The organism is Shewanella sp. Isolate8, assembly GCF_022398495.1.
GTDB lineage: Bacteria > Pseudomonadota > Gammaproteobacteria > Enterobacterales > Shewanellaceae > Shewanella > Shewanella aquimarina.
The window spans coordinates 44,554-63,767 of the sequence record NZ_JAKEVI010000001.1 but is presented as its reverse complement, the minus strand read 5'-3'; the positions used below and the strand labels follow the sequence as shown (position 1 = coordinate 63,767).

The following is a 19,214-nucleotide window of genomic DNA, read 5'->3' as shown; positions in this document are numbered from 1 at the left end:
GGACTTCTCGCACCTAAGCTAACAGAAAATATATTCCATGGCGCTAACTGAAACGGACTATTCTTGGCCAGGCAACCAAAGCAGTTCGGGCAAGGCGGTAAGATCTAAGGTATCACCCCGCTGGGCTATCACCACATGGGGAGACCGACTCCCCTCTGGCGCCAACTCAGCCTTGAGCCGCTCCTGGGCCTCACGCTCACCATGGATCAGTATCAGCGGCGGCGTGTGTTTAAAGTGTCGATACCAATGGATAAGCTCGGCCTGATCCGCGTGCGCCGACAGGCCGCCGACCGTATGTATCTTGGCCGCCACCGGAATGTTGCGGCCATGTATGGTGAGTGACTCGGCACCATCGACCAATAAACGCCCCGGCGTGCCTAAGGCCTGAAAGCCACAGATGATCACATCCGACTGAGGATTCGCCAGGTTATGTTCCAGGTGGCTGCGGATCCGGCCACCATTACACATGCCACTCCCTGCTATGATGATCAAGCCCTGATGGATCTCGTTGAGCTCCATCGACTCCTGCGTGCTGTCGATAAAATCCACATTCGAGAGCAGCGGATGTTTACCCGGTGACAGCCGGGTGAAACGCTTAAAATCCTCATCCATCAACTGATAGTTGGCCACATAGATCTGGGTCGCCTTGATCGCCATGGGGCTGTCGAGACAGATACGCCAGTTGGACAGCGCCCACTCCTTGGCATAGAGATGAAACAGATAGAGCAGCTCCTGGGCCCGGCCGACGGAAAATGCCGGTAGCAGAATGTTGCCGCGACTCTCCTTGATGGTCTTGGCGAAGATCGCCTTGAGCTCCTCAAGGGTATCGTCCCAACTGCGGTGCAACCGATCGCCATAGGTACTCTCCATCAACACCAGGTCGGCGTCATCAACAAGCGTGGGATCATCGAGAATGGGCATGCCCGCCCGCCCCAGATCGCCACTAAACACCAGTTTCTTACGCTCCTCTCCCTCGCCCAGCCACAACTCGACCACGGCTGAGCCTAGAATATGCCCGGCATCACACAGACGCGCCGTCAACTGGGGCACCACCTGTATAGACTGGCCATACTCTAGCGCGACAAATTGCTTGATGACTAGAGCCACATCTTCCTCGTCGAACAAAGGCTCCAGCGGTGGCAGATCCATTTTCACCCGCTTCTTGTTAAGCCGCTCCACGTCGCGCACCTGCAGCATTGCCGCATCTTGCAGCATCACCTCACACAGCTCAACCGTCGCCTTATGGGTATAGATGGGGCCGGTGAAGCCCGACTTAACCAGCAGAGGGAGCCGCCCCGAATGATCGATATGGGCATGGCTGAGCACCACGGCATGAATGTCCTTGGGCTCGAAGAGGAAGGGCTCGTGATTGCGCAGTGCATCGAGCTTGCCTCCCTGGATCATGCCGCAGTCGAGCAGCACCTGACGACCCGAGATATCGAGAAGATGACAGGAGCCCGTCACCTCCTGGGCCGCGCCGAGAAAAGAGAGTGTCATCTGCATAACAATGTCCTGTGCATAACAATATCCTTAGTATGCCCGCGACGAGCAAGGCAAAGAGAATACCTGGCCCAAACGCGCCTGGAAAAATGTATCGGCTTATGATCAAAAGATAGTCTTTTTAATGGCTTCCAACCAGGCGCATCAAAGAGAATCACAAACCCAGAAGCGATAAATCTAGTTCTGCCCCGCACCATGAAGGCCAATGAGCATTCCGACGAGTAAACTCGAATATTCTCATTCCTTAGTCTTATTTTATTGCCTCTTTATTATTGACCGTGACGCAACAAGTAAATAACATACCAACAACAAATATTATTGATGTACAAAGACTTAGTTAAGTAAAAGCGAATCTAATACGAGATAAGATACGGGTGATGTGATTAAGCCTCGCCCACAATAACAACAAACAAAAAAATAGGGATATTCACTATGCTTAAGGGATTAATGCGTATAGGCTGCATGCTTATACTCGCAACGCAGCTCAGCGCCTGTGGCGGTGGAAGCGGCTCATCAGATACAGAAAAGGTTGCTGTAAAACTCGGTCAAACTCTGAGCTTTAGTCAGGGCGGCCCCATAGATAAAACCTTCGGTGATGAGGCTTTTAGCAACTCACTTCAAGGGTTTTTAGGAACTGGAGCCATTAGTTATACCAGCTCTAACCCAGAAGTTGTCAGCGTCTCCAGTGATGGCTTAGTCACCATAATAAGCTCAGGTTCCAGCACAATAACAGCCCAGGTAGCAGAAGATGCCAAGTACCTGGCAGCCTCCGCCGCCTACCAAGTCAATGTCGCCAAGGCCGAGAGGGCTATCGCCTTCGACAACACTGGCACTGTGGCGCTCTTTATCGATCAAACTTATCTGAATCCCGTCAATGTCGAGGTTGCTAACGTCACCTTTAGCAGCCAAGATCCTGCCGTGGCCTCGGTGGATGCAAGTGGACAGGTGACGGCGCATACGCCGGGCGAGACGCAGATCTTTGCCGAGATAGCCGAAACCGCTAACTACCTTAAAGCCAGCAGCAGCTTCTTTGCTTCTGTCGCTCCTACATCGCTAACACTCAAGTTGCTGATAGGTGCCGATGGCACAGAAGTGTTTACTGATGTAGATACTCCTCTACAACTAGCTAGAACCACTCAGGCTGACTGTGACTTTAACAATCTCAGCAACTGCGATAACGGGCTGGTCGACAAGCTATCCACACAGCCGCTAATAGACAGCAGCTTAACCACGACGAGTGATGCCTACTTTAACCTCTTCCACGGCCAACATGCTGGTCAGGCAAGCTATGTCGCCAATAATAACCTCACTCGCCGCACTTCGGCCAAGGCTGTTTCCTTCGATGGCTATCTCTGGCTCATCGGCGGCTATGAGCAAGCAGGTAATGATGCCAGTATCTGGCGCTCAAAGGATGGCAACATCTGGGAAAAAGTGGTTGATGAAGCTCCTTTCGGCGAACGCCACCCCATGGCAGTTTATACATTTGCAGACCATATCTGGCTCGTAGGTACACGAAGTAATAGTAAGCTTAACGATGTATGGCGCTCAGCAGATGGCATCAATTGGACGCAGGTGAATGCCGATATTGGCTTTAGCGAGCGCAACGGCTATTCGATGACCACTTTCAATGACAAGATGTGGATATACGGCGGCTATGACTTTCAGGCCGGAGACTATGTCAAAGAGATCTACTCCTCTACCGATGGCATCACCTGGAAGCTGGAGTCGTCAGACTCGACAGCAACCCAGAGAGTAAGCGCAGCCTTTGTCGAATTTAAAGATAAACTTTGGCAATTTAGTGGCAGAAACGATACCCAGAAGACTGCCGATATCTGGAACTCAGACGACGGTATTCACTGGACGAAAATATCAAATGACGCTGGATTCTCGGGCAGAGAACGCCATGAAGTAAGGCAAATCGGTAATCAATTAATTTTGCTGGGCGGTTATATCGATCAGCTCGATCCAAATCGTTCAGCCTTTCCAAATGATGTATGGATCTCCACCGACGGTGCCTCTTGGACGTTAGCAACTGCAGACGCAAACTTCGGCTTAAAATCCTACATGGTAGATAGGGTACGTAAATACTTCACCACTGCGGTACATAATGATGCCCTGGTCGTTATCGGCGGCAGAAGTGAGAATGGCATCATACTCAACGACAACTGGCAAACAACAGACGGAAAGCATTGGCTGCCGCTCAATAATCAGATACCAGCCATGACAGACATTCAGGCAGTCAGTCACCAGGGAGAGATACAACTGCTTTCTGGCACCAACGAAGATTTCGAGAAAGTAAATACTCGTTGGCACTCTACTGACGGTTTCAGGTGGACATTAGATGATTCCACGACGCTTCCCTTTCCGACGGACAGCAAACTACTTACTTTTTCAGGCAAGATTTGGGCCTTGCACGCAAGTGGTAGCTACTCATCACTCGATGGTAAAACCTGGACCCAAGAGGCACTTACCGGACCAAATGTTGGCACGCAAAACGGTCAATACTCAGTCTATTCATTCGACAATAAATTATGGGCTATCAACACACAAAACGGCGTCGTATATCGCTCGGAAGATGGCATCAACTGGACAGATGTGGGCAACAATAACTTTCCCACGCGCGCCGTAACCCAAATCAGCAGCTTTGGCGGCAAACTCTGGGCTGTTGCGGGTCATGAAACCCAATCACGAACGACTCAACTCAGTGACATCTGGTCCACCACAGATGGCATCACCTGGACAAAAGAGACTGATACCACAGGGTTAGGCGCGAGACATATTCATCATCTCGTTGAATTTGATGGTAAATTATGGGCCTTTGGCGGATATAGCGCTAACCAAACCTTGACCGATCTCTGGTATTCGCAAGATGGCTCCAGCTGGACCAAGGCCATGGATAACTTCCCCTTCGATGCTAAGCGTGGTTATCGCGCCATGGTTCACGGCAGTCAGCTTATTATTTTAGGTGGATTGATGCCCCATCCTCAGGATCCAGACCTTCAAATCAACGCCAACCAAGTCTGGATGACGACTAACGGCACTGAATGGCGCCGAGCGTTACAGCAAACGCTGAGTTTCTAAGCCCAAGCGGCTAACGGCAAGAACGAAAAGGCTCGATGAGATAACCAATCATCGGGCCTTTTTTTTATTTTTCAGCCTATGTCATCGCGCCAACCAAGTAAGTTTTTGCGTTAAAGCAAACCGAAAAGAAAAGCAAAAAATAGCCCTAAACCTGCCACTGATTAAAAAAACAACAAACCAGCGAAAGACAGGGATGAAATCTTTAGGTTATAGTTAGTTAAATGGATGGCACACACGCTTTTCAGGATCCCCTATGAACCCCTATCAAGACGCTCTCTCATTGCTGGAGCAAGACCCGCTCTTCAGCCAGACTCAGGTCAACACTGCCCAGCTTGCAGTGCCGGATGAGATGTTTAACGGCTGGCAGCAAACCTTAGATCTGCTATCGGAAATCGTCGACACTCCGGCCATCCTGATCATGCGGGTGACGGAGAAAGATATCTCTGTCTTCACCACCAGCCATCACCCGGACAATCCCTACAAGCGCCACGACACAGAAAGCCTGGGCCACGGTCTCTACTGCGAGACGGTGATCCAGCGCCAAGCCGAGCTTGTGGTGCCCAACGCCCTCAAAGATAAGGAGTGGGATCGCAATCCCGACATCAAACTAGGGATGATCGCCTACTGCGGCTTGCCGCTCACCTGGCCCAACGGTCAGCCCTTCGGCACCCTGTGTATGCTGGACAACAAAGAGAGAGATTATGGCCGCACTTTTCGCCATCTGCTTGCGCGGTTTCAAAATGCCATCAATGCCAATCTCGCCAGTCTGTACCAGAGTGCCAAGCTCTTTCATCTCAACCAGATCTTAGAGACCAAGGTGCAGCAACGCACCCAGGAACTCACCAGGCTCAACAAGAAGTTATTAAGCGAGATAGAGCAGCGCACCTCAATTGAAAACTCGCTGCAATTTCATAAGGATCACGACCCATTAACCGGCCTTGCCAATCGGTTGGGCTTTGTGAACCAGCTATCGCAGCAGCTCAGTCAACCCGATGACTTGTCGACCTATGTGATCTATTTTGGTCTGCGTAACTTCAAGTCGATCAACGAGAGCTATGGCTATGTGGTCGGCGACAAGGTACTGCAACTCTTTAGTCAGCGTATCAAACGCATCCTGGATAAAGAGACCCTGTTTGCCCGCATTGCCGGCGCCGAATTTGTCATCGCTCACAGGGGCAAGAATCCCCTGGAGATCCCGCTGATCGACAGCATATTACAGACCGCCAATATCCCCTTCGCCCTGGCAGAGTTCAGCATCAAGATCCCCTGCTGCATTGGGGTCGCGGTCGCACCAACCGATGCCCACGAGGCCTCGGAGCTGATGCAGAAAGCCGGTGCCGCTATGAGCATCAGCAAGGCCGAATGCACACCCTACAGCTTCTTTAACAAGTCGACCCAGACCAATATCGAACGCCGCTGCCTGCTGGAGTCACACCTGGTGGACGCCCTGAAACATCAGGAGCTGAGCCTACACTATCAGCCGCTATTAAGCCTGCAACACAAGCGGGTTATCGGTGCCGAGGCGCTGCTTCGCTGGCACAGCCCGCAGCTGGGCAATGTACCGCCAGATCAATTTATCAGCCTGGCTGAGCACAATGGTCAGATCATCGCCATAGGTAACTTCGTGCTGCATACCGCCATCGAACAGGCCGCCAAGTGGCGCAGCCAAGATCCCAGCAGGCCGTTTAGGGTGGCGATCAACATCTCGCCGCTACAGTTTCGCGACACCGATTTTGCCGACTATATTGCCAACCTCTTGAGCCTGTACCACTTACCTCCCTCCTCCCTGGAACTGGAGATCACGGAAGGGGTGCTGCTACAGGATGAGCAGCTGGCGCAGCATATCATAGGCCAGTTGCAGGCCCTGGGGGTAAGGATCTCCCTCGACGATTTCGGCACCGGCTACTCCTCACTGAGCTATCTGCAAAAATACTCCTTCGACACCCTGAAGATAGATCGCTGCTTCATTACCAATCTGGAGAAAAACGAGCAGGACAGAGAGCTAACCCGAGCCATCATCGCTATGGGCAAGAAGCTGACACTCAATGTGATCGCCGAAGGGGTAGAGACTCAGGCGCAGGATGCCTTTATCCGCCAGGAGGAGTGCGACTTCGGCCAGGGTTATCTGTATGGCAGACCTGTGGATGCGCAGACCTTCGAACGCGACTATCTGAGCTCAGACTAAACTCAAGTCAAGCCACGGCTGAGAACCAACAGTTAAGGCCAGACCGAATCCCCCAGCGCCGCGAAACCTGATAAGCGCGAGCGCGCTGACGGACAAGATGAAGATAACAATTTAGTAACAAACAGTTTCACTCGACGGCACTGCTGCTTTATAGTGTAAAAAAATAAAAAGATCGCTTATGAATATTGACCCCATTGCCGAGCTGCTGGTGTTATTTATCTGCCTGCTCGCCAGTACCTCTACCTTAGCCTGGGGCCTTATGGCCTACCCTTTAGGCATAGCTCCCCGCGCCAGCAGCTATTTCTCCCTTGGCAATGTGTTAATTCTACTCGGCATACTGCTCACAACCCTCAGGGATCAGACGCCGAGTTATCTCTACTGGTTGGGGGCAGACATGCTGCTGTTACTCGGTTTCGTGTTGCTTCGTAGCGGCACCCAACGCCTGTTTCGCCTGCCAAGCAGCATCAAAATAGATCTCGCCTTACTGCTCCTGACGGGGCTCTTGATGTTAACTCAGCCACCCAACATAGAAGCCAGCGATACCCTGGGCATCTTCTTCTCCTTCATGGCCGCCAGCACCTTCTTGCTGATGGCCAAAGACAACCTGGTCGCCCTGGAAAACACTGTCAAACGCCCCATCGCCGTGATCCTCTTGAGCCCCATAGCCCTGATGGGCGTCATTTTCGGCCTCAGGGCGCTGTTGCTGCTCATCGAGCCTGCGCTCAAATCCCATCTGGCCAGCATTCAGAGCGCCGACGCCATCCCCATGTTGTGGCTGTATGTCGTCATGACCTTGTGGATAAACGTGATCATGATGGGCAACGCCCTCACCCGCCTGGTGCAGAAGATGCGTCAACAGGCTGACAGGGACTACCTCACAGGGCTGTGGAACCGGCGCGCCATGCAGCAGCAACTGGAGCAGCTACATCAGCGCTGGCTCAGGGATGCTCAAGCCTATAGCCTGATCCTGTTCGATCTGGATTTTTTCAAACAGATTAACGACAAGTTTGGTCATTCTGCCGGGGACGCCGTGCTCGTTAAGACGGCGCAGCAGATAGGTAAGGTCACCCGCGCCATGGACATCTTCTGCCGACTCGGCGGCGAGGAGTTTCTGCTGGTGTTACCCGGCACAGATGGCGAGGTGGCGGAGATCATCGCCCAGAAACTGCAGCAGGCCCTGAGACAATCCAGCCTCAACTGGCAGGGCAGCCTGATCCCCATTAGCGCCAGCTTCGGCATAGTCACTACGGCAACAGGCGATACGCCGGACAGCCTATTGGCGCTGGCAGACAAGGCGATGTACCGCGCCAAGGAAACCGGCAGGGATCGCTGCTGCACGGCAGAGCGGCTAGAACAGGCTCAGGCTACACCATCTCAATAGCAATCTGCTGACAGGGCGCCTTATTAGAGCGAATAAGGGGCTCACTAGGATTCATCCCTTGATTGGCCAAGGGCAAGTTGGCACTGGTATAGAGCTTAGCGAGATCGTTAATGTCTATGGCACCACGTGACTCGCTGATGATCCCTTCGGTTACCATCTTCTTCATCAGGCGGGAAAAGGTTTCCGGCTGAATCGATAGGCGCGATGCCAGCACACGTTTAGGAATATCCAACTCGACCCGTCCCTGGTTGTCGCCTATCTTTTGCATGTTTCGCAGCAGAAAAAGCAGCAGACGCGACTGGGCATTCTGCACCGAGAGCAGCTCTACCTCGTTAATATCCTTACGCAGTCTAACGCTCATCTCCGCCATCACGGCGATACAGGCATCGGGATTGCCCCTGAGCATGGCGAGATAAGCCTCGCTATCGAAGCTCACTAAGGTGCAGTGGGACACGGCCTGGGCCGACACGGGATAGGAGGCCTGACGGCTAAACATCAGCGCTTCGGCGAAGGTGCGTCCCTCGCGTACTACCTCTATCACCTTATCCTGCCCCTGCAGGCTGGTGCGATAGAGTTGCAGATGCCCCTGGATCACTAAGTAGAAACGTTTAGCCAGATCCCCCTGATAGAACAAGTTTTCATGGGCGGCCAGGGTGATCTTGGCTGCCTGACCGAGCAGGCGACAAAGCTCCTCTTCGCCCAGTGTCGAAAACAGATGGTGTTTGTGAATGCAGGCCTTAATCTGTGGATCGGTTATCATCGCGCCTTCCTTAGTCCTGTTGCTCCGTTAATCTAAATCACAACCTGCTGGCAAGTCGTGATCTAGATCATAATGAACAGGTATTAAAGATGAATCAAATCAAAAAGCGCGTGAAGGCATTTTTAGTGATGCATGCTATGGTCGTGAGCCTCTCCCTTGGCCGTCACTTTTGCCACCACAGACAGGATCTCACCATCGGCCAAGGTCAGCGTAAGCGCCACCTCTTCGCCGAGCGCAGGCACCCCGGCCTTAAAGTCTGACATCATGCCGTGGTAGCCACCGGGCGCCAATTTCACCATGCCATGGGGTGGGATCTGAATCGCCTCAACGCCCTGCATGCGCATCACCTCATTCTCCATCAGGGTCTGGTGAAGCTCGACGATGCCTCTAGGGCTGCTGATGGCCTTCAGCACCAGTGGTTTGTCGCTGGGGTTATGCAACGACAGGTAGACAGGCACGACCCGAGAAGTGGGCGGCATGCCGCGGATCCAGGCGTCGTGTACCATCAACTCGCTGGCCTGAGCGGCACCAATCCAACTACAAAGCAAAACAAACAAACAGAATCGAGCTTTCATATAATTTCCTTCTTTCATGATTAAAGCAGACTCTCTATCTGCTGACGCATCTCATCTATGGGGGTACCTGTGTAGAAGAAGCCACGTACCCGCTGTTTACCGTCGAGCACGAAGATCTTGGCGGTGTGGGAATAGAGATAACCCTGACGCTTAGGCGCCTTGCTATCTTCCAGACTCAGCTTCTTATACTCTGTTGTCACCTTCTCTTCGGCCAGCTTGGTGTAGTCGGCCTTAAAAAGCGCGGCCACTTCATCTATCTTCTCCCGCTCGTCGACCAGGCCAATAAAGCTGGGGTCGAAATAGCTGAGGTATTTATTCAAATGCTTGGGCGTATCATAGTCGCTGTCGATGCTGATGAAGAGCACCTGAATACGCTCGCGGCTCTCGCTCGGGAGTTGATTCATCAGCTGACTGATATGCGCCATGGTGGTGGGGCAGATGTCGGCGCAGTTGGTGTAACCGAAAAACATCATCACCACCTTGTCGCTAAAGTCCGACAGGCGTACCTCACCCCCCTTGCTGCTGCGCAGGCTAAAGTCGCCGCCAATCCCCTTGAGGATAGGCATGTTCGCCATGCTAGTGCCGCTAATCAGGCTACCCATGAGCAGCAGGCAGAGGCTCAGCACCAGATGAAACTTACGTTGAATAGCTTGTGTCATACTCAATTCCTTCTCTGTCAACAACGCACCTCGGCGCCGAGATCGGTTACCGGCGGCAGATACTCTGCACGGTATAGCACCACCTTGGCCCCCTCGGGCGTGACGACCAGCAACATAGTGACGCCGACCCTCGCCAGTTCCACGTCGCCGTCGCTATTGGTGGCGGTCCACTGATACTCGAAACTCAGACGATATTGCCCATCCTCTGGCGTGAGGCTGTAATTCTTAATCACCCGGCGACTGTTACTGTGATTAAGGCTGTGCAGATAGGCGAGATACTGACTCGGGGTCTGGCTAGCATCTTCCGGACCGGTAAAGCTTGCATCCTTAGCCAGCAGACCGAGCAGAGTCACGTCATCCAGCCTGTCGAGCGACTCAGTCCAGCGGTATAGCGCGGCGCGAACCAGGTTTATCTCTGCCGCAGGGCGGTAGCGAGAGGTAAAATCATCATACTCGTTGACCAGGGTGACGCTGCTGCGCACCAGGCCCTGGCTATCTAGGCTCAGGCGCTGCACCACGTATTGGCCCCGCACCTCTGTCTCGCCCTCGTCAGTAGCGGGGTTGGGAGAGAGATTAGGAGAAGTGAGCTGAAACTCTGTCTCCACCTCTACCTCTATACCATCTTGGCTGCGGCTGATGAGGTTGATAGACATCAGATGATGGGCGCCGTTCCCGGGTTGGCTACCGGCATATTCGGCGTGATCGACCAGATCGCTCTGTGGCGCAAGACGCTTGTCTGCTTGGCCCATATCCAGACTGGCGTACCAGAGATACACGCTGGCCTCCAGGCCATAATCCACCTCGGCGGCCTCTGCGCGTGGACTCATAGAGACGAGTCCCAGCATCATCAGCAATCCCATCAGGAATAACCTTTGCATCTGCACCTCCCCAAGTCGTGATGATAGGTGGCTCGAGCCTAACCTAGACTCGAGCCTTGTGGCCTTAGGCCGTGGCTATGCTAGATGGCTTCTTGATCTGCACCATCAGGTTGTCATCCCACTCACCGTCGACCTTAATGTGGGCGGCAGCCCCTTTCATGATCGCCTCGATCAGGTTGTGGTTCACATAGGCATAGAGGCCAGGCTGACGGAAGTTATACAGTGCGGCACAGGCGCTACCACCGGCGACCATCCAGGTTTCCAGGTTGGTCTGAGGCGCATCGGTGAAGGAACCGGCAGGCCAGACATAGTCGCCGTGTCCGCCGATGATGTGAGGACGGGTATCACGGTTGGCCTGAGAGTGAATGAAGAGTACAGACTCACCCACCTTGGCGGTCATGGCATTCTTGCCTGTCAGGGCACCCACACCACCGTTAAACACTACATGAGAAGGGGTAAGCGTCTTCATCACTTCCAGCACGTCATTCATGCTGCCCATCACAGTGTCATAGGCCTTGTATTTACCCTTGGCATCCTTAGGCACATAGAAGTCGGCTTCACCAATATAGTAGGCCTTGTCATATTTGATTGGCTTGCCGGCGGCGTCTGTTAGCCCCTCACGAGGCAATACCATTATGGCACCATGCATACCCATGGCCACGTGCCAAGGGATCATCACCCCGCCCGGCGCACAGTGATAGACGAAGGTACCCGCCTTGGTCGCCTTGAAGCGGAAGGTAACCTCCTGACCTGGAGAAACCAGGGTCAATTCGCCGCCGCCCAGCGCACCTGTGGCTGCATGCAGGTCGATGTTGTGAGCCAGGGCATTGCTGGCAGGGTTAACCAGTGTCAACTCGACAAAGTCATGTTGATGGCAGACGATGAGCGGACCAGGCACGCTGCCATTGAAGGCGCAGACCCAGGCCTTGGTGCCATTTTCCAGCTCTATCTGCTTCTCTTCTACCACCAGTTTCACCTGTACAACCTTGGGCTTACCCTTGGCGACCTGATCATGCTTAGGCACCATAGGTGGTGGCACTAACTCTTGAGTCACGCGTTCCAGCTGATCCGCCTTGTAGTTAGCCATGCGGTCCGACTTAGTCTGTGTGGTGGCCGAGGCACTGCCAGAAACCAGGCCTGCCGCCATACCCGCACCCACTATGCCCAAACCGACTGAACCACTTAAGAAGCTACGACGTTGCTGATCGACATTGACTGCAGGGGTAGAAGATTGCTTTTTCATAAAATACTCCGTTGTTAGCGCATTTCACCAAAGGGGTTCAAACTGCCAGAGCCACTGTGATGAAGGTGTTATTACCTTGTTGCGCTAAGATTATTCCTTTGGCGCGGATTGAAATTGACTTTGGTCAAGTCGCTCAATAAATTTCAATTTGGCTAAATTAGCCCAAAAAGGCGGCTAAATGTCGGCGAAAAGATGGGCAGGAATTGAGGTAAAAATGCTCGCTAACCCAGACGGCAAGCGAGTTAAAAGGACAATAGAAAGCAAGTATCAGGCTGTCAAAGTGACCAAGCGAGTCCCACCAACCTAGACCAAGTGTATACTTTTATTTACAGAGAAAATGGGAAGGAGCGGTGAAAAAGTCGGCAGATTCAGGTTGGCCTCTACCGACAGATGAAGGGCAAACTTAAGACTCAAATGCCTGCAACCAATGTTTAAATAGCGCATTAACTTGCTGTTTCTCATCGAGCGACAGGCGGCTGGTTAGGGCCTGCTGCACCGCCACATGGGCCAGGATAGCCTCGTCGATCAGCGCGAGCCCAGCCGCCGTCAGCCCGACACTGACGCTACGCCTGTCTTCCTGACTGTGGCTGCGTAACACCAGCCCCTTCTTCTCCAGTCCGTCGACGCGATTGGTCATGGCCCCCGAGGTGAGCATCATGGCCGCGAGCAGATCCGACGGTGTCAGGCGATAGGGCTCTCCCGAGCGACGTAGGGTCGCCAACACATCGAACTCCCCCATACTGATACCAAACTGCTTGTGGCAGGCGCTTACCTCTGCCTCCAGATGTTTATAGATACGCATCAGACGGCCGAGAATCGCCATAGGTAGGGTATCGAGTTGCGGCTTCTCCTTGGCCCACTGGGCTGTGAGGCGATCGACGCCATCGAGGTGATCTGAGTTCATCTGCTCTCCGGGAACAATTGGGGTTAATGATTACGACTTACTTATCCCGCGCTCAGGATAGTTAGGTGACAGTGCTACCATCGTAATTTATCTTCAGGCAAAGATAATTAATCCTGAGGTACTTTACAAGCAGAAACAAAAGGCGCAGACTAATATCTTTACATAAAGATACTTTTTGTTGAGATAAATATGAACGTCCTCCTTGCCATGATCCCCGCCTTCTTCTGGGGCACCACCTATGCGGTGACCCAATATACGCTGCCGGACTGGCCTCCCCTGTTGCTTGGTGCCTTACGGGCACTGCCGGCTGGCCTTATCCTGCTGGCAATCAAACCCAGCCTGCCCAAGCGTCAGGAGTGGAGCCTGTTGTTTCGACTCGGCTTTATCAATATCGCCGCCTTCTTTAGCCTGATCTTCGTCATGGCACTCACCCTGCCCTCGGCCATCTCGGGCGTCGGTATGATCTCTGTGCCTGTATTTGCCATGCTCTACCAGTGGCTGTTTCATGGGCGGCGCCCCGGCCTGACCCAGGGTTTCTTCGGCCTGGTGTTGATCGGTCTTGCCTGGCTACTGTTTAACCCCAACTCCATCAGCCTCAACCCCATAGGTCTTCTCGCCATGTTGGCGGCCATCAGCTGCATCATAGTCGGTAGTGGCATCACTAAGGCCCTTGGGGATCGCATGCATTGGTGGACGGTATTGACCTGGCAGCTGATCATCGGCGGCGTGCTGCTGAGCATGGCTGCAAGCGTGCATGCCTGGCTGGCGCCCCAAGGCTATGGCAACGCGCTTAGCCAGCTCAGCCCGAACAACCTTGTCGGCATCGGCTGGATCATCCTGCTCAATACCGTACTGGGCTATATCATGTATGTCTGGCTGTTGCAGCGCATGAGCGTGGTGGACTTTACCTTTGGTGGCATCGCAAACCCAGTGGCGGGTATCGTCTCGGGCATGGTACTGCTGGGCGAATCCTTCACGCCCCATCAGTACCTGCTGATGCTGGCCATGATAACCGCCTCCCTGATGCCACAGATCATCGGTCTGATCGGCGAGCGCAGGCGTGTCGCTCAGGCGAAACTCCAATAGGCTTCACAAATATCTATGTCTGAGTGTCCCCTGTTTACACTAAGGGTTACCATGGCTTTTTCATTAATTAACAGGAAGATAAATTAGTATGAAAATTAGCGCACGCAACAACCTTACCGGCAAGATCAAGGCAATCGAAGAAGGTTCGGTAAACAACGAAGTGGTGATCGAGCTAGCCCCAGGCGTTGAGATCACCTCTGTGGTCACCAAGAAATCATGTGAACAGTTGGGTCTGGTGGTGGGCGGCGAAGCCTATGCCATCATCAAGGCAAGCAATGTGATGATCGCCGTCGACTAATCACTCTTTCGAGATTGATTTAGGCATAGGGCTGAAAGATGCCTTATGCCGACACAGCTTAGTCTAAACGATAAAATCGAGACGCTTTAATCTAAGCGCCTTTAATCTAGGTGCTTTTAATCTAGGTGCTTTTAATCTAGGTGCTTCTAATCTAGGCGACTTTAATCTAAGTATTGCCAGGTGTCGGCACCATCGAAGTGGCGGATCTGAATGTTCTTGCGCAGCGCCTGTGGCACCATCCTAAAATTCAGCGCTATCCTGGGCTCGCTCACCTTGTCCGTCGTCAACGTATGGGTCACGCAGCCACAGCGCTTGCAATGGTAGAAAACCAGATACTTATCCCCATGGCTATAACCCACAGACGCACTCTCCTCCTGGCCGGACGTAGCCTGCTCGTTAAGGCTGACGTCCTTAGGATCGAAATAGCCCCATAGGGCGGCGTAACGACTACAGATGGAGCAGTTGCAAGAGGTTAAGGTGTCCGGTGGTGTCGCTAGGGTCAGCTGTACCTGCCCACAATGACAAGAGAGTTGCATGCTAAAACTTCCTTATTTTTGAGTCATGCCTAACCTATAAGGTTAACCCTCTCATATCAAGGCGCTCTCTATGAGCGCTCTCTATCAGGCCTCGCTATATCAAGGCGAACTCTATCAAGGCGAACTCTATCAAGACGAGCTTATCAAGCGATGACGCGCGAGTGTCGGTTACTGTTAGCCGTTAGTTATATCCCAGGACATAACAATCTGGCTCTTCATCTTTAAGATCTGTCTCGTTACCCGCCAGCATCTCCTGTAGCCATTGTCGACGTGTCATGGCGCCGTGATCAGAATCGGTTTCGGTTACGCTACGCGCTGTATTTGTTTCATGTTCCATAATCAATACCCAATTTATCTTAGCTCGCCGGTAAATCACCCAGCCCTAATTAAGCATTTGAGAGCACAACAAAACGCCCGCCGCGTTTAATTTATCAAACACTTGAGTTTGATTAAAAGACTGAAAACTATTGATGTCAATGAATTTTATTGGTCATACAAATAAACCAAGAAACATGACAAGGGAAACTGCAGACCAAGTAAGTGTTTAATTAAATTGAGTTTTATAAAGTGAACTTTATATTCAATCTTACCAAAACAATAAACCAAGCCAGATTTATCCTTAAAATAATTAATCTTCAGACCATAAAAATCACTACTTACACACTGATTAATAAAGCAAACACTTGTTTGAATCTCTGCCTAATGGCGCCGAAATCCTGAATCTTAGATGCCAATCCCCTGGGGTGCGCAGCGGGTGCGACACCTTGTCGCACTATCTGAGTTTGCCTTTGTCACGCCTAAACCGGGCTGCCAAAATGCCGCCACCTAATAACCTAAGAACTCAAATATTATGGCGCTGCGTCTCTCTCACCTTACGCTCTCTATCGGCACAGCCTTGCTGACCCTTCCTCTTGCCCAGGCTCAGGAAGCCGCATTCGAAATCATTGAAGTCCACGGTGCTCACCAGGGCAGCTACGCCTCGGTAACCCCCGAGGCACAGGCCCCCGTCAGCGACATCAGCGGCTTGCTGACCCAACTGCCGGGCACCGCCGTCAACGGTAACGGCCCGCTGACCGGCATCGCACAATATCGCGGCCTGTTCGGCGACAGGGTCAATACTCAGGTCAATGGCGTCTCCCTCGCCGGTGCAGGCCCCAACGCCATGGACACGCCGCTGAGTTATGCCAGCCTGATCAATAGTGAGCGTATCGAGATGCACCGTGGCATCGCCCCCGTCTCCGCCGGCACAGATACCCTTGGCGGCAGCATCAAGGTGATCGAGTCCCAGGCCAGCTTTAACGACACCCAAGGACGCGTCGCCGCCCAGTATCAGGGTAATGGCGCCCAGAGCCATCTTGGGGCCAAGGTCAATGTCGGTGGCAAAGAGCACGCCCTGCTTGTCTATGGTGATCTCATGCAAGGGGATGAGGATATGAAGTCCGGTAACGATCTTCGCATCTCCCCCAGCGGCTATGATAAACAGATCGTCGGTGGCCAATATCGCTTTAACCTCAGCGACAAGGGGCTAGAAGATGAGTCCATCGCCATCGGCTATCAACATCTGGAAACCACAGAGGCGGGCACCCCGGCGCTGCCGATGGATATCGACTTCATCCGCACCGACAGGATAAAGCTCGAAGGCCAGCACAGGCTCAACACCTGGGAACTCGACTGGCATCTCGCCTATAGCGATGCCAGACACGGCATGGACAACTTCAGCGAACGCCAGAAGCCCGAGAGTGCCAACGCCCGCTACAATAACGCCGAGAGCAAGAGCTATGATATGGCACTGACCCTAGGCAGAGACGCCTGGCTATTTGGCCTCGACAGCCAGCTCAGCGAACACAACTCGGTGATCACAGATCCCACCAAGCCCATGTTCAGGGTCGATAACTTCAACCAGGTGCAAAATGACACCTACAGCGCCTTCGCCCAGTGGCAACAGGAATTCGATCTGTGGCACTGGCAGTTGGGCGCCAGGGTCAAACACTATCGCAGCGATGCCGACGAGGTCAGCCACTCCATGGCCGGCGCCATGCCCGCCATCAAAGTCTTGATGGACAGATATAACCAGGCCGATCGCGCCCAGGCTCAAACTGGGGTGGATCTGGTGCTCAACGGCCGTTACCGCGTCAATAAGGAGTTAACCTGGATACTGGGGCTGGCCCGCAAACAAGACAGTGCCAGCTACCAGCAGAGATACCTGTGGATCCCGATGGAGTCCACCGGTGGACTCGCCGACGGTCGCACCTATGTGGGCAAGATGGATCTCGACCTGGAAACCGCCTATCAGCTGGAGCTAGGTGCCGACTTCAACCGCCAGGGACTGAACATCAGCCCACGCATCTTCCTGCATCGTATCGACGATTATATCCAGGGAGTGAAGTCGAATGATCCTGCGGTGATCATGGCCGCCAACATGATGGGTAACCAAGATCCCATGGAATTTGCCAATGTCGATGCCCAGCTGTTGGGTATGGATATTAACGCCAGCTACGAGCTCACCGACCAATGGCAATTGGATCTTATGGCCAGCTATGTCAGTGGCGAGCGCCGCGACATCGACGATAACTTGTACCGCATTGCGCCGCCACGGGTAAATCTGGGCCTCAACTTCACAGAGGGTAACTGGTCGGCCCGCATCGAGGGGGTCATGGTGGCGGCTCAGGACAAGGTCTCACATAGCCAGGCCGAGCAAACCAGCGCGGGCTACGGCCTGGTCAACCTGATGCTGGCCTACGACGGGCAGAACTGGCTGATTAAGGCGGGTATCAACAACCTGTTCGACATCGACTATGAAGATCACCTCGGCGGCTACAACCGGGTGTTCAATGCCGACCTAACGCCAGGACAACGCACGCCGGGCACAGGCCAGAGCGCCTGGCTCACAGGTGAATATCGCTTCTAAAGCATTAACTCGTTTTGGGAACCCTCCACTGCGCTCCCGTCCCCGAGCACCCTGCACGCTCGGGGATTTTTTTATCTAGAGGGCCTGTTTATCGCGCTTACGCCTAAACATATCCTCATCGGCCTGAACCAACAGAACATCCAGGCGGACATCCTGATCCGCTATCTTGTGGCCTATGGTCACAGTGACCTCGGGCAGATGGCTGTCGAGCATGGCGTTATCCAACCCCTGCATGATTCGCGTCTCGGTGGCTATCACGTCCTCGTCATTCTGACACATGAGCAGCACCACAAACTCATCGCCGCCGATACGCCCCACCACATCCGAGCCACGTACACTCTGCTTGATGATCCCCGCCAGCAACTTGAGCACCTCATCGCCCACCGAATGGCCGTGGCCATCGTTGATCCCCTTGAAGTCGTCGACGTCGATATAGAGCAGGGCCAAGCGGCTCTCGTTTCGCTGGGCAAGCTTCATACGCTGCCTGGCGAGCCCCTTAAATCCACGACGATTATTGATATGACACAGGTCATCCAGGTGGGCCAGTTGCTTGAGTTCACCATAGATATCCAGCAGGGCAAGATCCGCCTCGATGATCTCCTTAAGTTGGTGGATCAGCTCGAAATAGCTGGCCTGGTAATCTGTCTTGTCGCGATCCATCACGCAGAAGGTGCCGAAACAGCTACCATCGCCCCAAAACACCGGCACCCCGAGATAGGAGGAGAAGCCATCTTTCTGCACCTCGGGGTTGGTTTCCCAGCAGGGATCTATCTTGGCGTTGGGCACATAGAGATCCGAGCGGGTCTCGACGATGCGCCGACAGAAGATATTGGTATCGGGTGCGATAACCACTCCGGGCGGGTAGGGATTGCTGACCTGTTTACTGGCGATGGTTACCTGAAATCCCTTGGGGGTATATTGCACCAGAAAACTCGCCGGTGCGTTAAAAACCTGGGCCAGCAGGTTGACGGTTTTCTGCCATTTATCGAGTGAGATGAGATCGATAGGATTATCGAGAAGAAAGCGCTCACTGCTGTACAAAGAATCTGTCGACATCGTCTTTCCTTTCTTGAGGATAACGAAATCGCCTTCCTAGCGTCTCAACCTAAGGTCAAGCGCACCTGCCTGTGAACTAGCCATGTCTTAGAGCATAGAGGCCAACGGAGAGCAATTCAAACCTCAATAATAAACATAAAAAATACATCTTTTATCAAATTATG

The 19,214-nt window shown here is 53.1% G+C and carries 16 protein-coding genes; 6 read left to right on the top strand and 10 right to left on the bottom strand.

Annotated features, from left to right (window positions below):
• Positions 1-57: 57 nt before the first annotated feature.
• Positions 58-1,503 (bottom strand): MBL fold metallo-hydrolase, encoded by a 1,446-nt coding sequence (locus L1D43_RS00270; protein WP_239849485.1) that lies wholly within the window; start codon positions 1,501-1,503, stop codon positions 58-60.
• 429 nt (positions 1,504-1,932) lie between these two features.
• Between L1D43_RS00270 and L1D43_RS00265 the strand changes: the two genes are divergently transcribed.
• The 3 genes from L1D43_RS00265 to L1D43_RS00255 all read left to right on the top strand — a co-directional run bounded on the left by L1D43_RS00265 (position 1,933) and on the right by L1D43_RS00255 (position 8,147).
• Positions 1,933-4,581, top strand: a complete 2,649-nt coding sequence (locus L1D43_RS00265) for an Ig-like domain-containing protein (RefSeq protein ID WP_239849484.1) — start codon at positions 1,933-1,935, stop codon at positions 4,579-4,581.
• A 253-nt stretch (positions 4,582-4,834) separates the two neighbouring features.
• A complete protein-coding gene (locus L1D43_RS00260) occupies positions 4,835-6,766 on the top strand; it encodes a GGDEF domain-containing protein (protein WP_239849483.1) in 1,932 nt (643 codons plus the stop codon).
• Between the two features lie 178 nt (positions 6,767-6,944).
• On the top strand, positions 6,945-8,147 hold the full coding sequence (locus L1D43_RS00255; RefSeq protein ID WP_239849482.1) for a GGDEF domain-containing protein: 1,203 nt from the start codon (positions 6,945-6,947) through the stop codon (positions 8,145-8,147).
• Here L1D43_RS00255 and L1D43_RS00250 read toward each other — a convergent pair.
• The 6 genes from L1D43_RS00250 to L1D43_RS00225 all read right to left on the bottom strand — a co-directional run bounded on the left by L1D43_RS00250 (position 8,131) and on the right by L1D43_RS00225 (position 13,166).
• Entirely contained in the window at positions 8,131-8,907 is a 777-nt protein-coding gene (locus tag L1D43_RS00250) for a Crp/Fnr family transcriptional regulator (RefSeq protein WP_239849481.1), read from the bottom strand. The two genes, L1D43_RS00255 and L1D43_RS00250, sit on opposite strands and share 17 nt — an antisense overlap.
• 122 nt (positions 8,908-9,029) lie before the next feature.
• Complete coding sequence (locus L1D43_RS00245) at positions 9,030-9,482, bottom strand: copper chaperone PCu(A)C (protein WP_239849480.1); 453 nt, start codon at positions 9,480-9,482, stop codon at positions 9,030-9,032.
• Between the two features lie 20 nt (positions 9,483-9,502).
• Positions 9,503-10,141, bottom strand: a complete 639-nt coding sequence (locus tag L1D43_RS00240; protein WP_239849479.1) for an SCO family protein — start codon at positions 10,139-10,141, stop codon at positions 9,503-9,505.
• Between the two features lie 17 nt (positions 10,142-10,158).
• Complete coding sequence (locus tag L1D43_RS00235) at positions 10,159-11,019, bottom strand: hypothetical protein (protein WP_239849478.1); 861 nt, start codon at positions 11,017-11,019, stop codon at positions 10,159-10,161.
• A 64-nt stretch (positions 11,020-11,083) separates the two neighbouring features.
• A complete protein-coding gene (nirK, locus tag L1D43_RS00230; RefSeq protein ID WP_239849477.1) occupies positions 11,084-12,262 on the bottom strand; it encodes a copper-containing nitrite reductase in 1,179 nt (392 codons plus the stop codon).
• Positions 12,263-12,665: 403 nt separating this feature from the next.
• Positions 12,666-13,166, bottom strand: coding sequence for a MarR family transcriptional regulator (locus L1D43_RS00225; RefSeq protein ID WP_239849476.1), 501 nt, complete (start codon positions 13,164-13,166; stop codon positions 12,666-12,668).
• Positions 13,167-13,355: 189 nt separating this feature from the next.
• On the opposite strand from L1D43_RS00225, the gene L1D43_RS00220 reads away from it, so the two are divergent.
• On the top strand, positions 13,356-14,252 hold the full coding sequence (locus L1D43_RS00220; RefSeq protein ID WP_239849475.1) for an EamA family transporter: 897 nt from the start codon (positions 13,356-13,358) through the stop codon (positions 14,250-14,252).
• A gap of 88 nt (positions 14,253-14,340) precedes the next feature.
• On the top strand, positions 14,341-14,550 hold the full coding sequence (locus L1D43_RS00215) for a molybdopterin-binding protein (protein ID WP_144202655.1): 210 nt from the start codon (positions 14,341-14,343) through the stop codon (positions 14,548-14,550).
• A 161-nt stretch (positions 14,551-14,711) separates the two neighbouring features.
• Here the strand turns inward: L1D43_RS00215 and L1D43_RS00210 are convergent, their stop codons facing one another.
• Together L1D43_RS00210 and L1D43_RS00205 are read right to left on the bottom strand one after the other, a co-directional pair.
• Positions 14,712-15,086 (bottom strand): aldehyde-activating protein, encoded by a 375-nt coding sequence (locus tag L1D43_RS00210; protein WP_239849474.1) that lies wholly within the window; start codon positions 15,084-15,086, stop codon positions 14,712-14,714.
• A 181-nt stretch (positions 15,087-15,267) separates the two neighbouring features.
• Positions 15,268-15,423, bottom strand: a complete 156-nt coding sequence (locus tag L1D43_RS00205; RefSeq protein ID WP_160290145.1) for a hypothetical protein — start codon at positions 15,421-15,423, stop codon at positions 15,268-15,270.
• Between the two features lie 513 nt (positions 15,424-15,936).
• On the opposite strand from L1D43_RS00205, the gene L1D43_RS00200 reads away from it, so the two are divergent.
• The gene (locus tag L1D43_RS00200; RefSeq protein ID WP_239849473.1) at positions 15,937-17,994 is read left to right on the top strand and encodes a TonB-dependent receptor; all 2,058 of its coding nucleotides are present in this window, start codon (positions 15,937-15,939) and stop codon (positions 17,992-17,994) included.
• A 75-nt stretch (positions 17,995-18,069) separates the two neighbouring features.
• Here L1D43_RS00200 and L1D43_RS00195 read toward each other — a convergent pair whose 3' ends face one another.
• A complete protein-coding gene (locus tag L1D43_RS00195; RefSeq protein ID WP_239849472.1) occupies positions 18,070-19,050 on the bottom strand; it encodes a sensor domain-containing diguanylate cyclase in 981 nt (326 codons plus the stop codon).
• Positions 19,051-19,214 lie beyond the last annotated feature (164 nt).

Coding starts and splice junctions, on each gene's coding strand:
- L1D43_RS00270 (WP_239849485.1), bottom strand. CDS start 1,503: ATGCAGATGACACTCTCTTTTCTCGGCGCGGCCCAGGAGGTGACGGGC.
- L1D43_RS00265 (WP_239849484.1), top strand. CDS start 1,933: ATGCTTAAGGGATTAATGCGTATAGGCTGCATGCTTATACTCGCAACG.
- L1D43_RS00260 (WP_239849483.1), top strand. CDS start 4,835: ATGAACCCCTATCAAGACGCTCTCTCATTGCTGGAGCAAGACCCGCTC.
- L1D43_RS00255 (WP_239849482.1), top strand. CDS start 6,945: ATGAATATTGACCCCATTGCCGAGCTGCTGGTGTTATTTATCTGCCTG.
- L1D43_RS00250 (WP_239849481.1), bottom strand. CDS start 8,907: ATGATAACCGATCCACAGATTAAGGCCTGCATTCACAAACACCATCTG.
- L1D43_RS00245 (WP_239849480.1), bottom strand. CDS start 9,482: ATGAAAGCTCGATTCTGTTTGTTTGTTTTGCTTTGTAGTTGGATTGGT.
- L1D43_RS00240 (WP_239849479.1), bottom strand. CDS start 10,141: ATGACACAAGCTATTCAACGTAAGTTTCATCTGGTGCTGAGCCTCTGC.
- L1D43_RS00235 (WP_239849478.1), bottom strand. CDS start 11,019: ATGCAAAGGTTATTCCTGATGGGATTGCTGATGATGCTGGGACTCGTC.
- nirK (WP_239849477.1), bottom strand. CDS start 12,262: ATGAAAAAGCAATCTTCTACCCCTGCAGTCAATGTCGATCAGCAACGT.
- L1D43_RS00225 (WP_239849476.1), bottom strand. CDS start 13,166: ATGAACTCAGATCACCTCGATGGCGTCGATCGCCTCACAGCCCAGTGG.
- L1D43_RS00220 (WP_239849475.1), top strand. CDS start 13,356: ATGAACGTCCTCCTTGCCATGATCCCCGCCTTCTTCTGGGGCACCACC.
- L1D43_RS00215 (WP_144202655.1), top strand. CDS start 14,341: ATGAAAATTAGCGCACGCAACAACCTTACCGGCAAGATCAAGGCAATC.
- L1D43_RS00210 (WP_239849474.1), bottom strand. CDS start 15,086: ATGCAACTCTCTTGTCATTGTGGGCAGGTACAGCTGACCCTAGCGACA.
- L1D43_RS00205 (WP_160290145.1), bottom strand. CDS start 15,423: ATGGAACATGAAACAAATACAGCGCGTAGCGTAACCGAAACCGATTCT.
- L1D43_RS00200 (WP_239849473.1), top strand. CDS start 15,937: ATGGCGCTGCGTCTCTCTCACCTTACGCTCTCTATCGGCACAGCCTTG.
- L1D43_RS00195 (WP_239849472.1), bottom strand. CDS start 19,050: ATGTCGACAGATTCTTTGTACAGCAGTGAGCGCTTTCTTCTCGATAAT.